The sequence below is a fragment of the Mycobacterium sp. RTGN4 genome (assembly GCF_033804635.1).
GTDB lineage: Bacteria > Actinomycetota > Actinomycetes > Mycobacteriales > Mycobacteriaceae > Mycobacterium.
This window is the reverse complement of sequence record NZ_JAPZLB010000008.1, coordinates 76,699-95,858: the sequence shown is the minus strand read 5'-3', so window position 1 is coordinate 95,858 and position 19,160 is coordinate 76,699. Positions and strand designations below refer to the sequence as shown.

The following is a 19,160-nucleotide window of genomic DNA, read 5'->3' as shown; positions in this document are numbered from 1 at the left end:
ATCAGTGGCTAGCTCAGCTGTCCGCCCACTGGCGGGCTTGGCGACGATCGTCGTGCTCGCGGGCATCGTCCTGTTTTCCATCGGCATGTTCCGAGGGGGCTTCGGCACCACCATCCCCGTCACCGTCGTCTCCGAGCGGGCCGGGCTCGTGATGAATCCCGAAGCCAAGGTGAAGATGCGCGGGGTTCAAGTCGGTCAGGTCGACTCGATCGAAACCCGGCCCGACGGCAAGGCCGTGCTCCATCTCGCGATGGACCCCAAGCAACTCGGCGACATCCCGTCCAACGTGAACGTCGACATCACGTCGTCGACCGTGTTCGGCGCGAAGTTCGTGGAGTTCGTCGAGCCCGAGCAGCCGTCGGCGAAACCGCTGCAGAAGGGTCAGGAACTCGGCGTTCAACACGTCACCGTCGAGATCAACACGGTCTTCCAGCAACTCACTTCCGTCCTGAAATCGATCGACCCGGTGAAGCTCAACCAGACACTCGCGGCGATCTCCGGTGCGCTCAACGGCCGCGGCGAGAAGTTGGGTCAAACGGTGACCGACTTCAAAAACCTTCTGGTCAAGCTAAATCCGAGCCTGGACAACATCAGCCGCGACATCGAAGTAGCTCCCGTCGCGCTGAATGCCTATGGCGACGTTGCGCCGGACCTGATCGACCTCATCGACAACACCACGAAGATTAGCGACACCCTCGTCGACCAACAGCAGAACCTCGACGCGTTTCTCGTCAGTGCCATCGGGCTGGCCGACAACGGCAACCCCGTGTTGGCGGACAACCGGCAGGCGCTGAGCGATGACCTCCGCATGCTGGTGCCCACTACGGCTGTGGCATCCCAGTATCAAGACAATCTGCGATGCGGTGTCCAGGGTCTGATCGCGTTCGTCCACTCGCCTGCGCCGGATCGGCCCGGCGTCGACGTCACGGCCAACTTCACCCTCGGCGTCGAGCGTTACCGCTACCCGCAGGACCTCCCGAAGGTGGCGGCCAAGAGCGGCTCGTCCTGCCAGGCTCAGCACCTGCCCGTCGTACCGAATAACTTCCGCCCGCCCTTCCTGGTCAGCGACGTCGGGGCCAACCCGTGGGCGTACGGCAACCAGGGCATCCTGCTCAACTCGGACGCGCTCAAGCAGGCGCTGTTCGGACCGATTGACGGCCCACCGCGCAACAGTGCGCAGATCGGAATGCCGGGATGACGCGCGGGGCAGGCCCTTTCATCAAGTTCGGCATCTTCGCCGTGATCATGGCGATGCTCACCGTGTTCCTGTTCTTCACCTTCGGGCAATATCGGACCGGGTCCACGAACGGTTATTCCGCGGTGTTCACCGACGCCTCCCGGCTGAAGTCGGGCGACACGGTCCGGGTGGCCGGTATCCGGGTCGGCACGGTTACCGATGTTTCGCTGCAGTCGGACCGCAAGGTGCTTGTCGACTTCGACGCCGATCAGGACATCCACCTGACGTCCGGAACCAAGGCCGCGATCCGCTACCTCAACCTGACCGGTGACCGCTTCCTCGACCTGGTCGACGGGCCAGGGTCCACCAGAGCGATGCCGGCGGGCTCCACCATCCCGGTGGACCGCACCGAACCCGCGCTGGACCTGGATCTGCTGCTGAGTGGTCTGAAGCCAGTGGTTCAGGGGCTGAACCCCCAGGACGTGAACTCGCTTACCGCGTCACTGGTTCAGGTGTTCCAGGGTCAGGGCGGCACCATTGACTCGTTGCTGTCAAAGACCTCGTCGTTCACCAGCACGCTGGCCGACAACGACCAGACGGTCCAGCAGTTGATCGACAACCTCAACGTCGTGCTGACCACCATCTCCAAGGACGGCGACAAGTTCTCCGGTGCGATCGACCGGCTGGAGAAGCTGATCAGCGGGCTGTCTCAGGACCGCGACCCGATCGGGTCCGCCATCACCTCGCTGGACAACGGAACCGCCTCGCTCGCGGATCTGCTCACCCAGGCGCGGCCTCCGTTGGCGGCTACCGTGGATCAGCTGAATAGGTTGGCGCCCAACCTCGAGAGCGGCAAGGGTTACCTCGACGGGGCGTTGCAGCGGGCGCCGGGCAACTATCGCAAACTGGCTCGAATCGGTGCCTACGGTGCCTTCGTCCAGTACTACATCTGCGAACTATCCATCAAGGTCACAGACCTTCAGGGCAGGGCTACGTTCTTCCCCTTCACGAAGCAAGAAAACGGAAGGTGTGCGGAGCCCTAATGCTGAAATACCGTGCGAAGAGCCTCGTCCGGGCGGGGTTCATGGGCGTCGTACTCGCCATCCTGATCATTGCCGTTGGCCTGCAGCCGGAACGGCTGCTGTCCTACGCGACGTCGCTGCAGTACAAGGCGCTGTTCGCCGAGGCAGGCGGCATCGCCGTCGGCAATGACGTTACCCTTGCGGGCATCAAAGTCGGTGCCGTGACCGATGTTTCGCTCGACAACGGCGATGCACTCGTCGGCTTCACCATCGCCAGCAAGTACCCACTCGGGTCGGAGACCAGTGCCCACATCAAGACGGGCACACTGCTCGGCGAACGTGTCCTGACGCTGGAATCGGCGGGCAATGGAACGCTGAAGCGCGCGGAACCCATCCCGGCGTCCCGCACCTCGTCGCCCTATTCGCTGAGCGATGCGGTCGGCGACCTCACGACGAACACCGCGGGCACCGACACGCAACAGCTCAACGCATCGCTGGACACGCTGTCGACGACCCTCGATCAGATCGCACCGCAACTCGGACCGACGTTCGACGGCCTCACCCGGCTGTCGCGCTCGCTGAACAGCCGTGACGAAAGCCTTGGCGAGCTGCTCAAGTCGGCTGCCGATGTCACCGGAATCCTTTCGGAGCGAAGCCAACAGGTGAATTCGCTGATCCTCAATGCCAACGATTTGTTGGGCGTACTGGTCGAACGTCGCCAAGCGGTCGTTGATCTGCTCGCCAATACCTCGGCCGTCTCCAAGCAGCTGATCGGGCTGGTTGCCGACAACGAGAAGGAATTGGCACCGACGCTGGAACGGCTCAACAAGGTGAACGAGGTATTGGTGCGCAACCGCGACAATCTCGCCAAGGCGATTCCTGGAGCGGCCAAGTACCAGACCACGCTCAGTGAGGCCGTCTCGAGCGGCTTCTATTACACCGCCTACGTGCCGGACTTCAACCCGTCTCAGCTCATCCAGCCATTCCTTGACTACGCATTCGGATTCCGCAGAGGCGCGTTCGGCGCCGGGCAGCCGCCGACCAACGACAGAACCGGCCCGCGCGCAGAACTACCGTTGCCCTACAACGCAGTTCCCGGAGGCTCACGGTGATCTCTCGGAAGTTGCTCACAGTAGCCACCGCAGCCGTACTGGCGATCGCGCTCATCGGGGGTGGGCTCTTCGCGCTGCGCGAGGCGTTCTTCGCGCCCACCAGGATCACGGCGTTCTTCCCGACGGCCACCGCCGTCTACCAGGGTGACGACGTCAAGGTTTCCGGCGTGAAGGTAGGCACGATCGATTCGATTGAGCCACAAGGCACTCGGACCAAGATGGTCCTGACGGTGGACCACGGCGTGTCCGTGCCCGCTGACGCGAAGGCGATCATCGTGGCGCAGAACTTGGTCGCGGCCCGCTACGTGCAATTGACTCCGGCATACCGGTCCACTCAGGGCGGTCCAAAGATGGCCGACGGGGCAGTGATTCCCGAGGAGCGCACCGGGGTGCCCGTCGAATGGGACGAGGTCAAGAAGCAACTCGAACGGCTCGCAACCGATTTGGGGCCAAGTAGCGACGTGTCGACCACGTCGGTGGGACGGTTCATCGACAGTGCCGCCAATGCCCTTGACGGCAACGGCGAGAAGCTGCGTCAGACGCTCAAGGAACTCTCGGGAGTGGGCCGGATCCTCGCCGACGGCAGCGGCAACTTCGTCGGCATCATCAAGAACCTGCAGGTCTTCGTGACTGCGCTGCGGGCCAGCAACGAGCAGGTCATCTCGTTCAACGACCGGCTCGCGACGCTCTCGAGTGTGCTCGACGGAAGCAAGTCCGACCTCGATGGGGCGCTGACGAATCTTTCGGTGGCGGTGTCGGAGGTCCAGCGCTTCGTCGCGGGCAGCCGAAACCAGACTGCCGAGCAACTATCCGGACTCAAGGACGTCACCCAGACGTTGGTGGACGTCAAGACGCAGCTTGAGCAGGTGCTGCACGTCACGCCAACCGCGTTCGCAAACGCCTACAACATCTACGATCCGGACACCGGCTCGCCCCGCGGTGGCTTCTCGATTCCCAACCTCGCCAGCCCCATGCAGTTCGTGTGCGGCATGATCGGCGCCACGCAGAACACCACTGCCCCCGAGACCGCAAAGCTCTGCAACGACTATCTCGGGCCCGCGTTGCGGTTGTTGAACCTCAACTACATCCCAGTTCCGATCGCGCCCTACCTGGCCAAGTCGGCCAGCCCGGACAACGTCATCTACGCCGACCCCGCGCTCGCGCCAGGCGGTGCCGGTGGTGCGCCGAGGGCGCCGGAAATGCCGCCTGAGGTGTCCGCCTACACGGGCCTGAACGGCGACGTACCTCCGCCTCCGGGCATGGGACCGATACCCACAGAGCCGTTCTCGGCTCCTGACCGCCCGAGCAAGTTCCCGATTCCGGCGCTGTACCCAGGGGCTCCGGTGCCGGGGCCGGAAAACATCCACATCGGACCGCCGGTGCCGCCACCGGCGTCTGGCCCCCTTCCCGGGCCACCGTCGGGCTTGGGGATGATGCTTCCTTCGGAAGCGCCACCGCCACCTGCGCCTGGTCCGCTGCTTCCCGCGGAAGCGACGCCGCCCGCTCCAGTCGATGGGACACCGCCGTCATGATCAGTGGCAGCTCGATACGTCGTACCCTCGCGACGGGAACCTGCGTGGCGCTGGCCGCGACCGGGTGCGCTTTTCAGGGCATCAACTCGTTGCCACTGCCCGGTGCGGTGGGCCGTGGGTCTGACGCCACCGTCTACCACGTCCAGATCGCGAATATCGCGACGCTGGAGTCGAATTCACCGGTGATGCTGAATGACGTGATCGTCGGCAGCGTCGGCAAGATGACTGTCAAGGACTGGCACGCCAACGTCGACATCTCGGTCAAGCCCGACGTCATCATCCCGGCCAACGCGGTCGCCAGCGTCGGGCAGACCAGCCTCTTGGGGTCCATGCATCTGGCGCTGAATCCTCCGGCGGGCCAGCAGCCCGCGGGCAGGCTGGCGCCGGGAGCCACGATCGGGCTCAACGACTCGTCGACCTACCCCACGACGGAACAGACCCTTTCGTCCCTTTCCGTGGTGGTGAACGCGGGCGGACTCGGCCAGCTCGGTGACGTCGTGCACACGTTCAATCAGGCGCTCTCCGGGCGCGAGCAGGATTGGCGTGAGCTCTTCACCCAACTCGACACGTTCATCGGCACCCTGGACCGACAACGCCAAAGCCTGGTCGCCACCATCGAGGCGTTGAACCGCGTCGCATCGACCTTCGCCGGTCGGCGCGACTCGATCAACGAGGCGCTGCAGCGGATACCGCGTGCGCTCGAAGTGTTGGATCGGGAGCGGCCCAACCTGACCACCGCGCTGACCAAGCTCGGCGAGTTCAGCAAGACCGCCAATCGGCTCGTCAACGACTCTCAGGCCGACCTGGTGAACAACCTGAAGAACCTTGCTCCGACGCTCCAGGCGCTGGCCGACGTGGGACCGGACATCGATCCCGCCATCGCCTACGCGACGGTATTCCCCTACGGCCAGAACCTGATCGACCGTGCGGTCCGAGGCGATTTCATCAACCTGTTCGCGACAGTCGACATATCTGGACCGCGGCTGCGCAAGTCGATATTCCTGGGTACGCGCGCCGGACAGGAAGGCCGCGACCTGGTGCCGCTGCCTGGCGAGTCGTTCTTCCAGCGCTACACCTTCGATCCCATAGGCCGGCCGCTCGCGCCGCCGCCCGCGGGTGGCCCGCTTGGGCCGGTGCCGCCGAACAATCCCGGTCTGAACGCGGACCCGCCGGGGGCTTCGAGAAGCCTTCCCGGGCCGGGGTCGCTACCCGCGGTGCCGCAGGCTCCGCCGCCACCGTTGCCTCCGGTCACCGGGCCGGTGCTTCCCGTGGTCCCGCACCAGAATGCCGAAGGGGTGGCGGCCGATAGCCCGCCGCCGTCGGGAGGTGCTCCGATCTTCGCTGGACCGTACGGCGCCGGCAGTCCGCAGGTTGCCCCAGCTTCGCCGACAGAAGGAGGTGGCTGATGCTTACTCGGCTCATCAAGATCCAGCTGTTGATCTTCACGATCGTGTCGGTCATCGGCGTGGCGGCGATGGCGTATGCCTACGTCCAGGTGCCTACGCTGCTCGGACTCGGCAAGGTCGAGGTGAAGCTGCAGCTGCCCACGTCCGGAGGGCTCTACCGGTTCAGCAACGTCACCTATCGCGGGGTCCAGGTCGGCAAGGTCACCGAGATCCGGCTCACCAAGACCGGCGCGGAAGCGACGTTGTCCATCGACTCGTCACCGAAGATTCCCGCCGATCTGCAAGCCGACGTCAGAAGCGTCTCGGCCGTTGGCGAGCAGTACGTCGACTTGCGGCCGCGGACCGATTCGGGGCCGTATCTGCAGAACGGTGCCGTCATCACCGGAGCGAACGTCTCCCTTCCGCCTGCGGTGGGTCCCGTGCTCGACAGGGTCAGCAAGTTGGTGGGCACCTTCCCCAAGGACAGGCTCAGCGCACTCCTGGACGAGACGTATCAGGGCTTCAACGGCGCGGGCTACGACTTCGGCTCACTGTTGGACTCCGGCTCGAAGCTCAGTGCCGACCTGAGTGGCGCGGCCGATCAGACCCGCAAGCTTGCCGACGACGCCCGTCCGCTGCTCGAGGGACAGGCAGGCAACGCCGACGAGATCCGGACGTGGGCGCGCAGCCTTTCGGGGTTCACGGGGCAACTGCAGAAGAACGACCCGCAGTTCCGCACTGTGCTGCAACGCTTTCCGGGGTTCTCCAACGAGGTTTCCGGGCTTCTGAACCAGCTCAAGCCGACGCTGCCTGTGCTGCTCGCGAATCTCGGTACCGTCAGCGAGATCCTGATGACGTACAACGCCTCGCTGCAGCAGCTGCTCGTCCTGCTGCCGCCGTACATCGCTCAGCAACAGTCGTACGCACTCTTCTCCGACTCGACCGGTAGCGCGCGCGGCGACTTCGCGGCGACGGTCAGCGATCCGCCTGCGTGCACCGTCGGCTTCCTGCCGCCGTCATCCTGGCGTTCGCCAGAGGACACGTCCGACATCGATACACCCGACGGCCTCTACTGCAAACTGCCTCAGGATTCGCCGATTTCGGTACGTGGCGTCCGTAACTTCCCCTGCATCAGGCATCCAGGCAAGCGCGCACCCACGGTCGATATCTGCAACAGCGACAAGGAATATCAGCCGCTTGCGATGCGGGAGCACACCTTTGGCCCACAGCCCTTCGACCCGAGCCTGATCGCCCAGGGCGTCCCGATCGACGACCGGACCACCTTCAGCGACAACCTCTACGCACCCATCGAGGGCACGCCGCTCCCGCCGGGGGCAGCTCCTGGCGGCACCCCTGCGAACGCCGGCGGGCCGCCCGTGTCACCGCTGGAGGCGCCGCTCGCGACCGTCCTGCCGCCGCCGCCCCCTGAGGGCAATTCGTTGAACGGGCAACCGATTCCGCCGCTTGGGCCGCCTCCTGGCCCAGTGCCGGACTCGGCGCAAGGTGCGGTGGCGGGTGACGTACCACCACCGGCCGAGTCGCAGCCCGCGGGGGCAGCGACTCCCCAAGCCGCGGGCAGTGCGCCGTCCATCGAGCCAAGTGCATTCGACACCACCGACGGCGAGCCCGCTGTGACCGTCACTCACTACAATCCGCGAACCGGTGAGTACGTGGGCTCGGACGGCAAGCTCTACAAGGTCACCAATCTCGTTGCGGGAGGGCCACTCCAGAAGACTTGGAAGGACATGCTGACCAGCTAGCGCGCGGCGTCCGCCCGGCCGCAATGGTCGGGTGGATCCGGCGGGGTTGCGCTACGGGTCAGCTGGTTCTGGAGATCTTGACCGGCAGGTTCAGCACCAGCGAGCGATTCCTGCCGCACGCGCCACTGACTCCGGTCGTCTGGTCTTCGCCCATGTACAGATTCGTGTTGTCGAATCTCAGACCTTCGTCATTGGCGGGGTAGAACCGGTACACCTGAAGCCCGGGGCCGGTGCCACCGTCGGGGCACGGGATCCAATCGGGCACATAGTGTTTGACGTACCACATGCCGCTGGTGGTGTAGATGTCCTCGGTCCAACCGAGACTGCTGGTGACCTTGCCTGCGCACGTGATGGCGGTGGTACACGTGGTGTTGACGGTCCACGTGCTCCGGACCGACGGCTCGTCCTGGTAGCGATCGTTCATCCTGGCCCACTCGCCGTTCGACACGACGGAGAACGTGCCGTTCGGGGCGAATTGCGCGTAGTCGTCGGCAGCGGATTGAGGCGCGGTGCCCAACCCGATTACGGCGGCCAGCGCGGCGGCCGAGATCACCTGCGCTGAGCCCATGTCATGCTCCTCGATACGTCTGCGCCGCCAGGGTTGGATCGGCTGTGGCAATGCCATTCTTGGGCCTGAGAATAACACTCTGGAGCAGGTCGGTAGGCCGGAATCTGATGCTGCAAGGATCGCACCGGCCGGGGCGTCGAACAGGGTGGACTCGTGGCCGATGATCTTCTCTGAACGGGAGAATTCCACTCTCCATTGTGCGAGAGTAGTTGCGTGCGAATCGTTGTTGCCATGGCCGCTGCGCTGTTGACCGCAGGGCTCGCGGCTGCCCCTGTTGCGGTGGCCGATCCGACGGATCCCGCTCCCGCCGACGACCCGACGTCGTGCAACGTACCGGCCTGCGTGCCTGGTATTGCGCCAGGCGCCGTGCTCGGCGCTCCGTGCGACAACTCCACCTACTACGTTTTCGGCGTGACGGACTGGGGCCGGGTGCTGTTCTGCGGATCGCCGCGTCGCTACGCGCCGCGTTGGTTCCGGACGACGTCGTTGCTCGGCGTCAAGTTCGAGGGCAGCAACTGCTCGGGCCGCGACGGCATGATGGCGCAAGCGCCGGATGGCTTGTTCCTGTCCTGCGATGCGCGTAACGGCTCAAGCGTCTGGACGCGCGGAGACATCTGAAACTCGGCTAGCTGCAACGCTCAGTAGCGTTGCAGCCCAAAGGTGTACGTGCTCGTCCCGCCCGGCCCGCCATAGCAGCTGGCGTCGTAGGTAGAGACGATGGTGCCGGCCAAAGAGACTGCGTCCCAGTCGTATACGTCGTGTGAGGGCAGGTTGTAGCCGATGCAGCGCACCCCGTCGATGACGTCGACCGTCAGCGTGTATCGCCCGTTGTTGTAGAACGCCGTGTTCTGGAAACGCTGGCTCTTCGGAGGGCGCGGAATCGCGATCACGTTGAGGTTGTCCGACGCCGGGTTGACGACCGGATCGACCAGCTGGGTGCCACAGTCGGGTGCGCCGCAAGAGTGTTGGACCGACCAGATCCATGAGTGATCGTTCCAGCGGTCGTTGTTGACCTCGTAGTTGCCGACCCTCATGTGGGCGCTGGCGGATGCGGTCGGGGCGCACATCATCGTGGCGGTCGCGAGCGCAACGCTCAATACCGGCATCGCTGCCCTGGCAGCCATTTTGGCCACAGCCGTCTCCCGTCCTTGCGCGCACATGATCGTTAGCAGCCTATCGGCCGTGTACGCCCCCGTCAGCCGCTTGCGCATACCCGATTGCGTTGCGCCTTCAAGCGATCCGCTTACCTTGGCCGCACGGCCCGCGAGTCACGCGACGGGCGTGAACTCGATGTTGATCTCGGTCAGCCCGCGCAGGATGAACGTGGGTTCGTAGTTGTAGCTGCGGTTGTCCACCGGCCCGTGCTTGTCCTCGTCGATCCTGATGTCGGACATCCGGTCGAGAATGCGCTCCACCGACACCCGGCCCTCGACGCGCGCCAGCGGGCCTCCTGGGCAGGAGTGCACGCCCCGCCCGAAGGCGATGTGCTCGCGGACGTTCTTGCGGTCCAGGCTGAACTCGTGTGGGTTCTCGAACCGCAGCGGATCGCGGTTGACCGCGCCGGGGCACACCATCAACGTCGTCCCCGCGGGTACGTCGACGTCGCCCACCCGAGTGTTCTTGGTGGCGAGGCGATGCTGGCTCTTCACCGGGGCCTCCATCCGAAGTGACTCCTCAACGAAGATCGGGATGCGGCTGCGGTCCTTGCGCAGTGCTTCCTGGATGTCGGGCCGCTCCCCGAGCACCTTGATCGACGCGGACAGCAACTTGGTGGTGGTCTCCTGACCCGCAGCGAACAGGAACGTCGCCGAACGGACTACCTCGAGCACGGGCGGCGTGGAACCGTCGGGGTATTTGGCGGTGGCCAGCGCGGTGAGTACGTCGTCCCTCGGCTCCTTGCGCCGGTCTTCGAGGTAGCCGACGAACTTCTCGTCGAGCCACTCCAGCGGGTTGGTCCCAACGAGGTCGTCGTGGTCGAGTGAGCCGACGATGGCACCTGGCCGTGGCGCGCCGAGCACGGTGCGGAACTGCGTGTGGTCCTCCTCCGGAACGCCGAGCAGGTCGGCGATCACCAGCATCGAGAAGGGCTTGGCGTAGGCGCTAAGGAACTCGCATTTGCCGTCGGCGATGAAGTCGTCGAGGCACTCGTCGGCCAGCCGCCACATGAAGTCCTCGTTCTCCTTCAGCCGGCTGGGCGTGAGCAGCCGGTTGAGCAGGGAACGCGCATTGGTGTGGTCGGGCGGATCCATCGTGACCATGTGCTCGAACATGGGCATGAGTGAGCGATGCTCGGCGATCTGCTCGGTGATGTCGTCGCCCTCGGGGGTGAACGGCAGCGGCGGGAACGGGCCGGCGACAGAGATGCACGCGGAGAACGTTTCGGCGTCCTTGAGTACCGTCGTGGCCTCCTCGAAGCCGGTGATCGCCAGTACGCCGTAGTGGGGCTCGCGCACGACCGGGCACTTGCTGCGCAGGTGGTCGAAGTACGGGTGCGGATCGGGCACCAGTGACGGGTCGGTATAGAAGTCAACGGTGTCGAAGTCGGTCATCTGGTGTGCGTGCCTTCCGGGGCTGGCGGGAAAGGGGCGGTTGGATTCGACGACGAATCGAGCGTGCCGTCATCATTCGAGCGGAAAGTGCTGAGCATCTGCTTAGCATGACGTACTGTCGCGGTCAAGGCGACAGCGCGTAGCTGCAGCTACGATTCGCGTGGCGAATCGATGACGAGATTGAAAGGTGACGTTGGCATGGCCTCCCCGCGAAGGATCGGAGCACCCGACGCGAAGAACCGCGTGGTGCTGCTCGACGCAGCGGAGCAGCTGATGATCGAGGAGGGCTACGCCGCCGTCACGTCTCGCCGGGTGGCGGAGAAGGCGGACCTCAAGCCCCAGTTGGTGCACTACTACTTCCGTGCGATGGACGAGTTGTTCCTCGCGATCTTCCGCCGTCGCGCGGAGCAGGGGCTGGCCGCCCAAGCCCGCGCTCTGGAAGCGCCTCAGCCGTTGTGGGCGCTGTGGCGATTCATGACCGATCCGTCCGCGACGCGGCTCACGTTGGAGTTCATGGGGCTGGCCAACCACCGCAAGGCGTTGCACGCCGAGATCGCGCACTACGCGCAGCGCGCCCGCGAGCAGCAGACCAAGGCGCTGGCGAGCGTCCTCGAGCGGTACGGCATCGACATGTCGCAGGTGCCCGCGGTGGTGTGGACGTTCTTCGCGACCGGGGCGTCGCAGGTGCTCATCTTCGAGCGAAGCCTCGGGATGTCCGTCGGCCACACCGAGATCCTCAAGTTTCTCGAGGACCAGATCCGTGCGATAGAAGGCGAGCCGCTACCCGTCGACGACGAAGGCTCACCAGCTCCGGATTGAGCAGAGCGCACCCTTGGGGCCCTGGTTGGTTGCCACGACCTGGCCGTCGACCGCGAGCACGCAATGGAAGTTCGGGCGCTTCGGCGAGTCCAAGCTGCCGACTGTCACCATCGCCCAGTCGTTGGGGTTGGCCAGCATGACGTCGATGGACCACATTTGATTCGGGCCTGTGTCGGCCTCGACGGCGGGGCTGAACTGATACGGGTTGTGGCTGTATTCGGCGAAGTTCGGTGGGTCAACGTCGCGGTAGTAGATCTGGGCGTTCCGGAACGGTTGCTCGGAGAAAACCGTGTACTTGACGTTGTGCAGCGGAGGACCGACGGGGTCGTCGTCGGCAACCGCGTTCGGAGCGCCCATCGACAGGCTGCCGAGTATCACTGCCGCGACGGGCAGGACCCTGGTCAGCCGACGGAGCCCCCACGAAAATGTCATTTCCGGATTTTAGAACGAGGTTCGCTTTCCGTGGGCGCGAATGGCTGGAGCCGCGCACCTCGGGCTCAGTCTGGCAGGGCGCAGTAACCGGTGACCAGCGCGAGGATGTCGCGACCGACCACGTCGGCGAACGAACGCTCGCCGAAAGCGCCCGCGGCCCAGCGCCTGGCCCCCTCCGACACCAGGGACTGGGCCACCGCCGCCAAGTGGGGCACGTCGACGTGCGCGGGCAACTTGCCATCGGCTCGTGCCTGCTCGAAGAGCTCCACGAAGAGGTGCTTCGTCCACTCCGGGCGGCTCGTTCCCGGGGTGCCTTCGCCGACGATCCGGCGGTAGCCCTCGACGATCGTCTGGATGACGAGTTCGGGGGTGTTGCGCTTCATGTCGGCCTCGAGGCTGGTGAGCGCCGCGGTGATGACGTCGCCAATTTCGTAGGGCTTGGCGATCTTGGATCTGCTGGATTGGTATGCCGCCTCCTCCGACTCTGCGACGAACTCGAACAGCACGTCCTCCTTGCGCGGAAAGTAGAAGTAGAACAACGCCTTCGACACCCCCGCGGCCCGGCAGATGTCGGCGACCGTGGTGTTGGCATAGCCGTTGGCGCGCCACAGCATCAACGCGGACTCGACCAGCGCCTGCCGCGTCTGACGCGACCGCGCCTGCTGTAGTGAGGTACGACGTTGACCTTGGTCAGCTATCGAGTTTCGCGCAGACACGGCCATGTGGACCACTTTCCATCAAATTTCAAATGTTGACCGCAGTCTAACTTTGCCACTAGCGCCCGGTGCGTTCATCCACTACCGTCCCGAACGTGGACACAGACGAAGCAGCAATCGTCAAGGTTTTGACCCGGTATGCCACCGCAATCGATCGATGCGACTGGCCGTTGTTCCGGTCGTGTTGGACCGATGAGGTCGACCTCGACTACGGCGACGTCGGACGCTTCACCGATCCGGAGGAGCTCACCAAACTCTTCTCGCAGCTGCACGATCCGATGGGGCCGACCTATCACCGGCTGACCAACTTCGTCATTGCCATCGATGAAGCCGGGGACACCGCGACCGCGCGGACGTACGTGCACGCCGTGCTGATGCTGACTCCCGACGACGGCGCGAACTGGGTGGAGGCCGTCGGCCACTACGACGACGAGTTGGTGCGCACCGACGACGGCTGGCGCATCCACCGCAGAACCACCAAGACGCCGCGCATCACCACCGGGGGCGCCGAGGCCGCCGCGGCCGCGGAAGCGGGGATCGCGTGACCGACTTCGCATCGAAATACGGAAAGTGGGCGCTGATCGCGGGCGCATCGGAGGGCATCGGCGCGTGTCTGGCCGATGAACTCGGCGCACGTGGACTCGACCTCGTGCTCATCGCACGCAACGGCGCGCTGCTCGAGGACGTGGCGGCCGGGGTGCGGGCGCGTCACGGCGTCGAGGTCCGACCGGTCGTGTTGGACCTCACGGTTCCCGACGTGGGGGAGCGGATCGCCGCCGCCACCGCGGACCTCGAAGTCGGACTGGTCATCTACAACGCCGGTGCCTCGGACCGGACGACGACGTTCCTGGAGAACGAGCTGGAGTATTCGCTCAAGCAGATCAAGCTGGACTGCATCGGCCCCGTCGTGCTCGCGAAGCACTTCGGCACGGCCATGAAGGACCGGGGCCGCGGCGGCATCGTGCTCGTCGCATCGCTTGCATGTGTGGCCGGATCGGCAACGCTGGCAATGTATTCGGGGGTCAAGGCCTTCCAACACAATTTCGCCGAGGGGCTGTGGGCGGAGTTGCAGCCGCATGGCGTCGACGTGTGCTGCACACCGCTCGGCATGACGTACACGCCCGCCCTGCAGCGCATGGGCATCGAGTACGACCCGAACGCCCAGATGCTGTCGGAGGACGTTGCGCGCGAGATCGTCGAGAACATCGGCGACGGCCCGGTGCACGTCGTCGGCGAAAACAACCGCGCCGTCGCATCTCAGATCTGGACCATCGATCGACGGGCGCTCGTGGAAATGATGAGTGCCGCCTCGTCCGGTTTCGCCGCAAGTAGGGAGTCCTGAGATGCGTGCAGTGGTTTTGCGCAACAACAGGCTCGAGGTCAGGGAGACCGCCGACCCCGTGCCAGGGCCCGGCGAACTACTGATCAAGCCGCTCAGCGCCGCGATCTGCGCGTCCGACGTGCACTACATGGACCATCCGGACTCCGCACCACGCTTCGTGTGGGATGCCAACCGCGACACCATCATGGGGCACGAGTTCATCGGCGAGGTGGTGGACCACGGGCCGGATTGTTCGGGTGACTTCCCGCTGGGCGCCCGCGTCACCAGCATGCCGATTCTGATCCGGGCCGGCGTCGAGCCGCTGGTCATCGGACACCACCCCGATGCGCCGGGTGCGTTCGGCGAACTGATGGTGGTGTCGGAAGTGATGTCGCGGCCGGTGCCCGACGGAGTGTCGAACGACGCCGTCGCACTGGTCGACGCCTTCGCGGTCGGGGAGTTCTACGTGCGCTGCTCGGGCATCGGACCTGGAGAGTTGCCACTCGTCATCGGTGCGGGCGCCATCGGCCTTTCCACGGTGGCCGCGCTGGCGGCGCGCGGCGTCGGCCCCATCGTGGTGGCCGACTACAGCGACGACCGGCTCGCCTACGCCAAGAAGTTCGGTGCCGACGTGCTCGTCAATCCGTCCCAGCGTGACCCGTACGAAGTATGGCGGGAAACATTTCGGGCCAACAACATTCAGACTCAGCAGGTCATCTTCGAATGCGTGGGCCGAAACGGCCTGATGCAGCAGGTCGTCGACTCGTGCGAGTTCATGGCGCGGGTGTTCGCCGCAGGGGGCTGGTACGACGCGGGCACGATCGACTGCACCGACGCGACGCACAAGGGGGTGACCATCCAGTTCGGGGGCGGACCGCATCCCCAGGATTGGTACGGCACGTTGGATGCGGTCGCCGCAGGCAGGCTCGACACGTTGCCGAGCGTCGGCCGGACCATCGGACTCGACGAAGTCCCTGATGCCATCGACCAGGTGCGGCGCTCGCAGGGGCCACCACGCGTCGTCGTCCACCCCACCGCGTCATGACGGGCCCGCTGTCCGGTCCGATTCGTCAAATCGGCTATGTCGTATGCGATCTCGACGCCACCATCGCCCAGTGGGTGGCGATGGGTATCGGCCCCTTCTACGTCGTGCGCAACCACACCCAGCAGGTCAATTACCGTGGCCAGCAGATCGAGGTCACGCTCTCGATCGGCTTCGCCAACTCGGGTGACATGCAGGTCGAGCTGATCCATCAGCACGACGACACCCCGTCGATCTTCACGGAGTTCCTCGATTCGCATGGCGAGGGCTTTCATCAGTTGGCCTGGTGGGTAACCGATTTCGATGACGCCGTCGCGGCGGCGGAGGCGGCTGGTTGGCCGGTGGTCTGGTCGGGCGGTGAGGACACCGCGACGCGCTTCGCCTATGTCGAACCGCCGGCGGGCAGCCCGGCCACGATCTTCGAGCTGATGGAACTCACCGAGGCGACCGAGGGCATGGGCGCGTTCTTCCGCGAGGCATCAAGGGACTGGGACGGGACGGATCCGGTCCGTACGGTCGGCGCGTAGCCGGTCGAGTCGGTGGCCCCCTGGAGATTATGAACTTAGGGTAGCCTAAGTCGTATGTCTGTACTGACCGAGACGCTGGCCGACCTCGCGAGCACCGCATTGCTGCGCACCACGCGGGTCACCGACGTGAACCACCTGACTCCGGAATTCGTGCAAATCGAACTGCAGGCCGACGCCTTCCGCGGGGGCGCATGGAGTCCTGGCGCCAAACTGCAGATGCGACCGAGGCGCGGGACGCTGCTGTTTCGTACCTATACACCGACCCGCTGGGATTCCGACCGCGGGGTCACGGAACTGATCGCCTTCACCCATGGCGAAGGTCCGGCGGCAGATTGGTTCCGTCAGGTGGCCGTTGACGACGTGTGCGAGGTCTTCGGGCCGCGGAAATCGATTGAGTTGAACCGGCTTTCGGAACGCGTGGTGTTCGTCGGTGACGAGTCGAGCGTCGGGTTGGCATGCGCGTTGCGCACCGTCACCGCGCGGGTCAGTTACGTCTTCGAGGCTAATGACCCCGCGGCGCTGCGAAAAGCGCTGGGCGACTTGCAGTTCGCCGACGCTTGCCAAGTGGTGGCGCGGACGTCGGAGCGATCGGAACTGTTGGAGCACGCACGCCAGTCCGCCGCGGCGACCGCCGACGTGTTCGACCTCGTGGTGACCGGTGACGCAGGCGCCGTGCACAGCATTCGGCGCGACAGTCGGCGGTGGCCGCACGCGCCGCGTCGGGTGATCGGGAAGGCGTACTGGGCGCCGGGGCGCACCGGCCTCGATTAGCCCGCGGGTGGCTTGGCGCGGTTCATCACCCGGTCGGCGGCGGCCCAATGTTCGTCGGCGACCCAGAGCGCAGCGAACGCCGCCACGGCCTCCTCGGGTGTCGCCCCGCCGATAACCCGCTTGATCTCGCCGGCCGCGCGGTGGGCCAGCTTTCGCGCCAGGCTGCGCCACTCGGCTTCGAAGGCGTCGCGTGGGACCACCCGTTGGACGAGTCCCACCTGCGCGGCCTCGGCCGCCGTCAGGATCGTGCCGGTGCCCGCCAGCAGCAGGGCCTGGCTCTTGCCCACCAACGTGGCGAGCCGTTCGGCGCCGCCCCACGCCGGCATGATCTCCAGCGTCACCTGGTTGAACCCGATCTTGATGTCGTCGGCGGCCAGCCTGATGTCTGCCGCGACCGCCACCTCGGCACCGCCGCCGAGGGCGTGTCCGTTGAGCGCCGCGAGCACCGGGCCAGGGAAGTTCGCGATCCGATCGCAAACCGAACGCATGCGCCTGGCCATGGCGGCCGCATCGGCTTCGGTCCGGATGGCGCTCAGTTCCTTGAGGTCGCCGCCGGACACGAAGGCCTTGTCGCCTGCGCCCTTGATGACGAGTGCGCGCGCGCCGTCGGCGCCGTCGAGGGCCTCGTCGAGCCGGTCCATCGTCGTCAGCGAGATCGCGTTGCGCGCGTGCGGTCGGTCGATGGTGACGATGGCCAATCCGTCGTCCACTTCGAGGTCGACCATGCGACTGTCGTCCAACAGATTCTCCAAGTTCGGTATTGGCATTCTCGTTTTGGGAGAATAGCATCACCAGGTTGTTTCCCAATGCTGCGGAGGGTTGCTCCAGTCCATGAAAACCCCTGATCGGCCCGCCAGTCCCATCGCCGCGCCGCGGCGCATCCCCGAGGAGCTGGTCAAGCGGTACGAGGCTGCTGGGTGGTGGACTTCGGACACGCTTGGTGACCTGGTCGCACACGGGCTCGCGGCGAGCCCCGACACGGGTTTCTACGTACATTCGGCCACGCGGCCATACACCGGGACGTTCAAAGACGTCGAACTCGTCGCGCGCCGATTCGCCGCGGGCCTGCGCGGGCGCGGCGTCGGCCCGGGTGACGTGGTTGCGCTTCAGCTGCCCAACTGGATGGAAGCGGCGGCGGCTTTCTGGGCATCGGCGCTGCTCGGCGCGGTGACGGTGCCGATCGTGCACTTCTACGGCCGGAAGGAAGTCGGGCACATCGTCGCCACGGCCAAGCCCAAGGTGTTCGTCACCGCCGAGGAGTTCGGGCGGATGAAGTACCAACCGGACCTCTGCGCGGACGTGCCGATCGTGGTCCTGGTGGGTGAATTGAGTCGGCCGCTTGACCCACATGAGACCCGGTTCGACGACGTGCTCGACGAGCCCTTGTCCGGCGTCATCGGCACCGATCCGGCCGCGCCCGCGCTGGTCGCATTCACGTCAGGCACGACGCGGGACCCCAAGGGCGTCGTCCACAGTCACCAGACGCTGGGCTTCGAGACGCGTCAGCTGCTGGCCAATTACCCGGCCGAGCGCGGCAGGCAGCTGACCGCTACCCCGGTGGGTCACTTCATCGGCATGCTCGGCGCGTTCCTGATTCCAGTGCTCGAGGGCGCCACGATCGACCTGGCCGACGTCTTCGACCCCGCCGCCGTGCTGGCGTTGATGAAGTCGGACGGCATCACGATAGGCGGTGGGCCGCCCTACTTCGTGACGAGCCTGCTCGACCATCCGGACTGCACCGACGAACACCGCAAGCACATCAAGACCGTCGGGCTCGGCGGCTCGACGGTGCCCAACGCGGTGACCCGGCGGCTGGCCGACTACGGGGTCTTCGTGTTCCGCTCCTACGGCAGCACCGAGCACCCATCGATCACCGGCTCGGGTGTGGGTGCCGCGGAGAACAAGCGGCTGTACACCGACGGTAACGCCAGGCCAGGCGTCGAACTCAAGCTCACCGAGGACGGCGAGATCGTCAGCCGCGGGCCGGATCTGTGCCTGGGTTACCTCGATCCCGAACTGACCGCCAAGGCCTTCGACGACGACGGCTGGTACCACACCGGCGACATCGGCGTGCTCGACGAGGACGGTTACCTGACCATCACTGACCGCAAGGCCGACGTGATCATCCGTGGCGGCGAGAACATCAGCGCACTCGAGGTCGAGGAGGTGCTGTTGGCAATGCCGCAGGTGATCGAAGCGGTGGTCGTGGCGGCTCCCGATGCGCGCCTCGGCGAGCGGACGGCAGCGGTGTTGCGGTTGCGGGCGGGCGCGTCGATGCCAACCCTCGACGAGGTGCGCGCGCACTTCGAGACAGTCGGGGCGGCCCGTCAGAAGTGGCCGGAGGAACTGCACGAGGCCGACGACTTCCCGCGCACCGCGAGCGGCAAGGTTCAGAAGTTTCTCGTCCGCCAGGACTTAAAGGCGTGA

At 65.5% G+C, this 19,160-nt stretch carries 20 protein-coding genes; 14 read left to right on the top strand and 6 right to left on the bottom strand.

Annotated elements, in window-relative coordinates; translation table 11 throughout:
• The first annotated feature begins 4 nt into the window (after nucleotides 1–4).
• The 6 genes from SLQ30_RS18570 to SLQ30_RS18545 are packed head-to-tail and all read left to right on the top strand — an operon-like array spanning nucleotide 5 to nucleotide 7,988.
• Nucleotides 5–1,198 (top strand): MCE family protein, encoded by a 1,194-nt coding sequence (locus SLQ30_RS18570; protein ID WP_319447909.1) that lies wholly within the window; start codon nucleotides 5–7, stop codon nucleotides 1,196–1,198.
• Nucleotides 1,195–2,220 carry an MCE family protein gene (locus SLQ30_RS18565; protein ID WP_319447910.1) on the top strand — a complete coding sequence of 342 codons (1,026 nt, stop codon included), beginning with the start codon at nucleotides 1,195–1,197 and terminating at the stop codon, nucleotides 2,218–2,220. The genes SLQ30_RS18570 and SLQ30_RS18565 overlap by 4 nt, the downstream gene beginning before the upstream one ends.
• Nucleotides 2,220–3,311 (top strand): MCE family protein, encoded by a 1,092-nt coding sequence (locus SLQ30_RS18560; protein WP_319447911.1) that lies wholly within the window; start codon nucleotides 2,220–2,222, stop codon nucleotides 3,309–3,311. The genes SLQ30_RS18565 and SLQ30_RS18560 overlap by 1 nt, the downstream gene beginning before the upstream one ends.
• A complete protein-coding gene (locus SLQ30_RS18555) occupies nucleotides 3,308–4,843 on the top strand; it encodes an MCE family protein (protein ID WP_319447912.1) in 1,536 nt (511 codons plus the stop codon). The genes SLQ30_RS18560 and SLQ30_RS18555 overlap by 4 nt, the downstream gene beginning before the upstream one ends.
• On the top strand, nucleotides 4,840–6,249 hold the full coding sequence (locus tag SLQ30_RS18550) for an MCE family protein (protein ID WP_319447913.1): 1,410 nt from the start codon (nucleotides 4,840–4,842) through the stop codon (nucleotides 6,247–6,249). Before SLQ30_RS18555 ends, SLQ30_RS18550 begins: the two co-directional genes overlap by 4 nt.
• On the top strand, nucleotides 6,249–7,988 hold the full coding sequence (locus tag SLQ30_RS18545; protein ID WP_319447914.1) for an MCE family protein: 1,740 nt from the start codon (nucleotides 6,249–6,251) through the stop codon (nucleotides 7,986–7,988). Before SLQ30_RS18550 ends, SLQ30_RS18545 begins: the two co-directional genes overlap by 1 nt.
• Before the next feature lie 58 nt (nucleotides 7,989–8,046).
• Here the strand turns inward: SLQ30_RS18545 and SLQ30_RS18540 are convergent, their stop codons facing one another.
• Nucleotides 8,047–8,556, bottom strand: a complete 510-nt coding sequence (locus SLQ30_RS18540; RefSeq protein ID WP_319447915.1) for a hypothetical protein — start codon at nucleotides 8,554–8,556, stop codon at nucleotides 8,047–8,049.
• Between the two features lie 213 nt (nucleotides 8,557–8,769).
• Here SLQ30_RS18540 and SLQ30_RS18535 point away from each other — a divergent pair, with 213 nt between their 5' ends.
• Nucleotides 8,770–9,174: a hypothetical protein gene (locus SLQ30_RS18535; protein ID WP_319447916.1), complete on the top strand. Its 405-nt coding sequence runs from the start codon at nucleotides 8,770–8,772 to the stop codon at nucleotides 9,172–9,174.
• 20 nt (nucleotides 9,175–9,194) lie between these two features.
• On the opposite strand, the gene SLQ30_RS18530 is transcribed toward SLQ30_RS18535, so the two are convergent.
• Entirely contained in the window at nucleotides 9,195–9,680 is a 486-nt protein-coding gene (locus tag SLQ30_RS18530; RefSeq protein WP_319448005.1) for a hypothetical protein, read from the bottom strand.
• 144 nt (nucleotides 9,681–9,824) lie between these two features.
• The gene (locus SLQ30_RS18525; RefSeq protein WP_319447917.1) at nucleotides 9,825–11,105 is read right to left on the bottom strand and encodes a cytochrome P450; all 1,281 of its coding nucleotides are present in this window, start codon (nucleotides 11,103–11,105) and stop codon (nucleotides 9,825–9,827) included.
• Between the two features lie 198 nt (nucleotides 11,106–11,303).
• Here SLQ30_RS18525 and SLQ30_RS18520 point away from each other — a divergent pair, with 198 nt between their 5' ends.
• Nucleotides 11,304–11,924 (top strand): helix-turn-helix domain-containing protein, encoded by a 621-nt coding sequence (locus SLQ30_RS18520; protein WP_319447918.1) that lies wholly within the window; start codon nucleotides 11,304–11,306, stop codon nucleotides 11,922–11,924.
• Here the strand turns inward: SLQ30_RS18520 and SLQ30_RS18515 are convergent.
• Nucleotides 11,907–12,356 (bottom strand): hypothetical protein, encoded by a 450-nt coding sequence (locus SLQ30_RS18515; RefSeq protein WP_413468078.1) that lies wholly within the window; start codon nucleotides 12,354–12,356, stop codon nucleotides 11,907–11,909. The two genes, SLQ30_RS18520 and SLQ30_RS18515, sit on opposite strands and share 18 nt — an antisense overlap.
• A 65-nt stretch (nucleotides 12,357–12,421) precedes the next feature.
• Complete coding sequence (locus tag SLQ30_RS18510; protein WP_319447919.1) at nucleotides 12,422–13,078, bottom strand: TetR/AcrR family transcriptional regulator; 657 nt, start codon at nucleotides 13,076–13,078, stop codon at nucleotides 12,422–12,424.
• 89 nt (nucleotides 13,079–13,167) lie between these two features.
• Between SLQ30_RS18510 and SLQ30_RS18505 the strand changes: the two genes are divergently transcribed.
• Genes SLQ30_RS18505 through SLQ30_RS18485 form a run of 5 tightly spaced genes read left to right on the top strand, consistent with a single transcriptional unit; the run spans nucleotide 13,168 to nucleotide 16,733 of the window.
• Entirely contained in the window at nucleotides 13,168–13,617 is a 450-nt protein-coding gene (locus tag SLQ30_RS18505; protein WP_319447920.1) for a nuclear transport factor 2 family protein, read from the top strand.
• A complete protein-coding gene (locus SLQ30_RS18500) occupies nucleotides 13,614–14,414 on the top strand; it encodes an SDR family NAD(P)-dependent oxidoreductase (RefSeq protein ID WP_319447921.1) in 801 nt (266 codons plus the stop codon). Before SLQ30_RS18505 ends, SLQ30_RS18500 begins: the two co-directional genes overlap by 4 nt.
• A gap of 1 nt (nucleotide 14,415) precedes the next feature.
• Entirely contained in the window at nucleotides 14,416–15,438 is a 1,023-nt protein-coding gene (locus tag SLQ30_RS18495) for a zinc-binding dehydrogenase (protein WP_319447922.1), read from the top strand.
• A complete protein-coding gene (locus SLQ30_RS18490; RefSeq protein ID WP_319447923.1) occupies nucleotides 15,435–15,962 on the top strand; it encodes a VOC family protein in 528 nt (175 codons plus the stop codon). Before SLQ30_RS18495 ends, SLQ30_RS18490 begins: the two co-directional genes overlap by 4 nt.
• 54 nt (nucleotides 15,963–16,016) lie before the next feature.
• Entirely contained in the window at nucleotides 16,017–16,733 is a 717-nt protein-coding gene (locus SLQ30_RS18485; RefSeq protein WP_319447924.1) for a siderophore-interacting protein, read from the top strand.
• Here the strand turns inward: SLQ30_RS18485 and SLQ30_RS18480 are convergent.
• Entirely contained in the window at nucleotides 16,730–17,458 is a 729-nt protein-coding gene (locus SLQ30_RS18480; RefSeq protein WP_319448007.1) for an enoyl-CoA hydratase/isomerase family protein, read from the bottom strand. The two genes, SLQ30_RS18485 and SLQ30_RS18480, sit on opposite strands and share 4 nt — an antisense overlap.
• A gap of 106 nt (nucleotides 17,459–17,564) precedes the next feature.
• On the opposite strand from SLQ30_RS18480, the gene SLQ30_RS18475 reads away from it, so the two are divergent.
• Nucleotides 17,565–19,160, top strand: a complete 1,596-nt coding sequence (locus SLQ30_RS18475) for an AMP-binding protein (protein ID WP_319447925.1) — start codon at nucleotides 17,565–17,567, stop codon at nucleotides 19,158–19,160.

Excerpts from the sequence above, each read along its gene's own strand:
- SLQ30_RS18565 (WP_319447910.1), top strand. The coding sequence starts at position 1,195 with ATGACGCGCGGGGCAGGCCCTTTCATCAAGTTCGGCATCTTCGCCGTG.
- SLQ30_RS18560 (WP_319447911.1), top strand. The coding sequence starts at position 2,220 with ATGCTGAAATACCGTGCGAAGAGCCTCGTCCGGGCGGGGTTCATGGGC.
- SLQ30_RS18550 (WP_319447913.1), top strand. The coding sequence starts at position 4,840 with ATGATCAGTGGCAGCTCGATACGTCGTACCCTCGCGACGGGAACCTGC.
- SLQ30_RS18545 (WP_319447914.1), top strand. The coding sequence starts at position 6,249 with ATGCTTACTCGGCTCATCAAGATCCAGCTGTTGATCTTCACGATCGTG.
- SLQ30_RS18540 (WP_319447915.1), bottom strand. The coding sequence starts at position 8,556 with ATGGGCTCAGCGCAGGTGATCTCGGCCGCCGCGCTGGCCGCCGTAATC.
- SLQ30_RS18530 (WP_319448005.1), bottom strand. The coding sequence starts at position 9,680 with ATGGCTGCCAGGGCAGCGATGCCGGTATTGAGCGTTGCGCTCGCGACC.
- SLQ30_RS18525 (WP_319447917.1), bottom strand. The coding sequence starts at position 11,105 with ATGACCGACTTCGACACCGTTGACTTCTATACCGACCCGTCACTGGTG.
- SLQ30_RS18520 (WP_319447918.1), top strand. The coding sequence starts at position 11,304 with ATGGCCTCCCCGCGAAGGATCGGAGCACCCGACGCGAAGAACCGCGTG.
- SLQ30_RS18515 (WP_413468078.1), bottom strand. The coding sequence starts at position 12,356 with ATGACATTTTCGTGGGGGCTCCGTCGGCTGACCAGGGTCCTGCCCGTC.
- SLQ30_RS18510 (WP_319447919.1), bottom strand. The coding sequence starts at position 13,078 with ATGGCCGTGTCTGCGCGAAACTCGATAGCTGACCAAGGTCAACGTCGT.
- SLQ30_RS18495 (WP_319447922.1), top strand. The coding sequence starts at position 14,416 with ATGCGTGCAGTGGTTTTGCGCAACAACAGGCTCGAGGTCAGGGAGACC.
- SLQ30_RS18490 (WP_319447923.1), top strand. The coding sequence starts at position 15,435 with ATGACGGGCCCGCTGTCCGGTCCGATTCGTCAAATCGGCTATGTCGTA.
- SLQ30_RS18485 (WP_319447924.1), top strand. The coding sequence starts at position 16,017 with ATGTCTGTACTGACCGAGACGCTGGCCGACCTCGCGAGCACCGCATTG.
- SLQ30_RS18480 (WP_319448007.1), bottom strand. The coding sequence starts at position 17,458 with ATGGTCGACCTCGAAGTGGACGACGGATTGGCCATCGTCACCATCGAC.
- SLQ30_RS18475 (WP_319447925.1), top strand. The coding sequence starts at position 17,565 with ATGAAAACCCCTGATCGGCCCGCCAGTCCCATCGCCGCGCCGCGGCGC.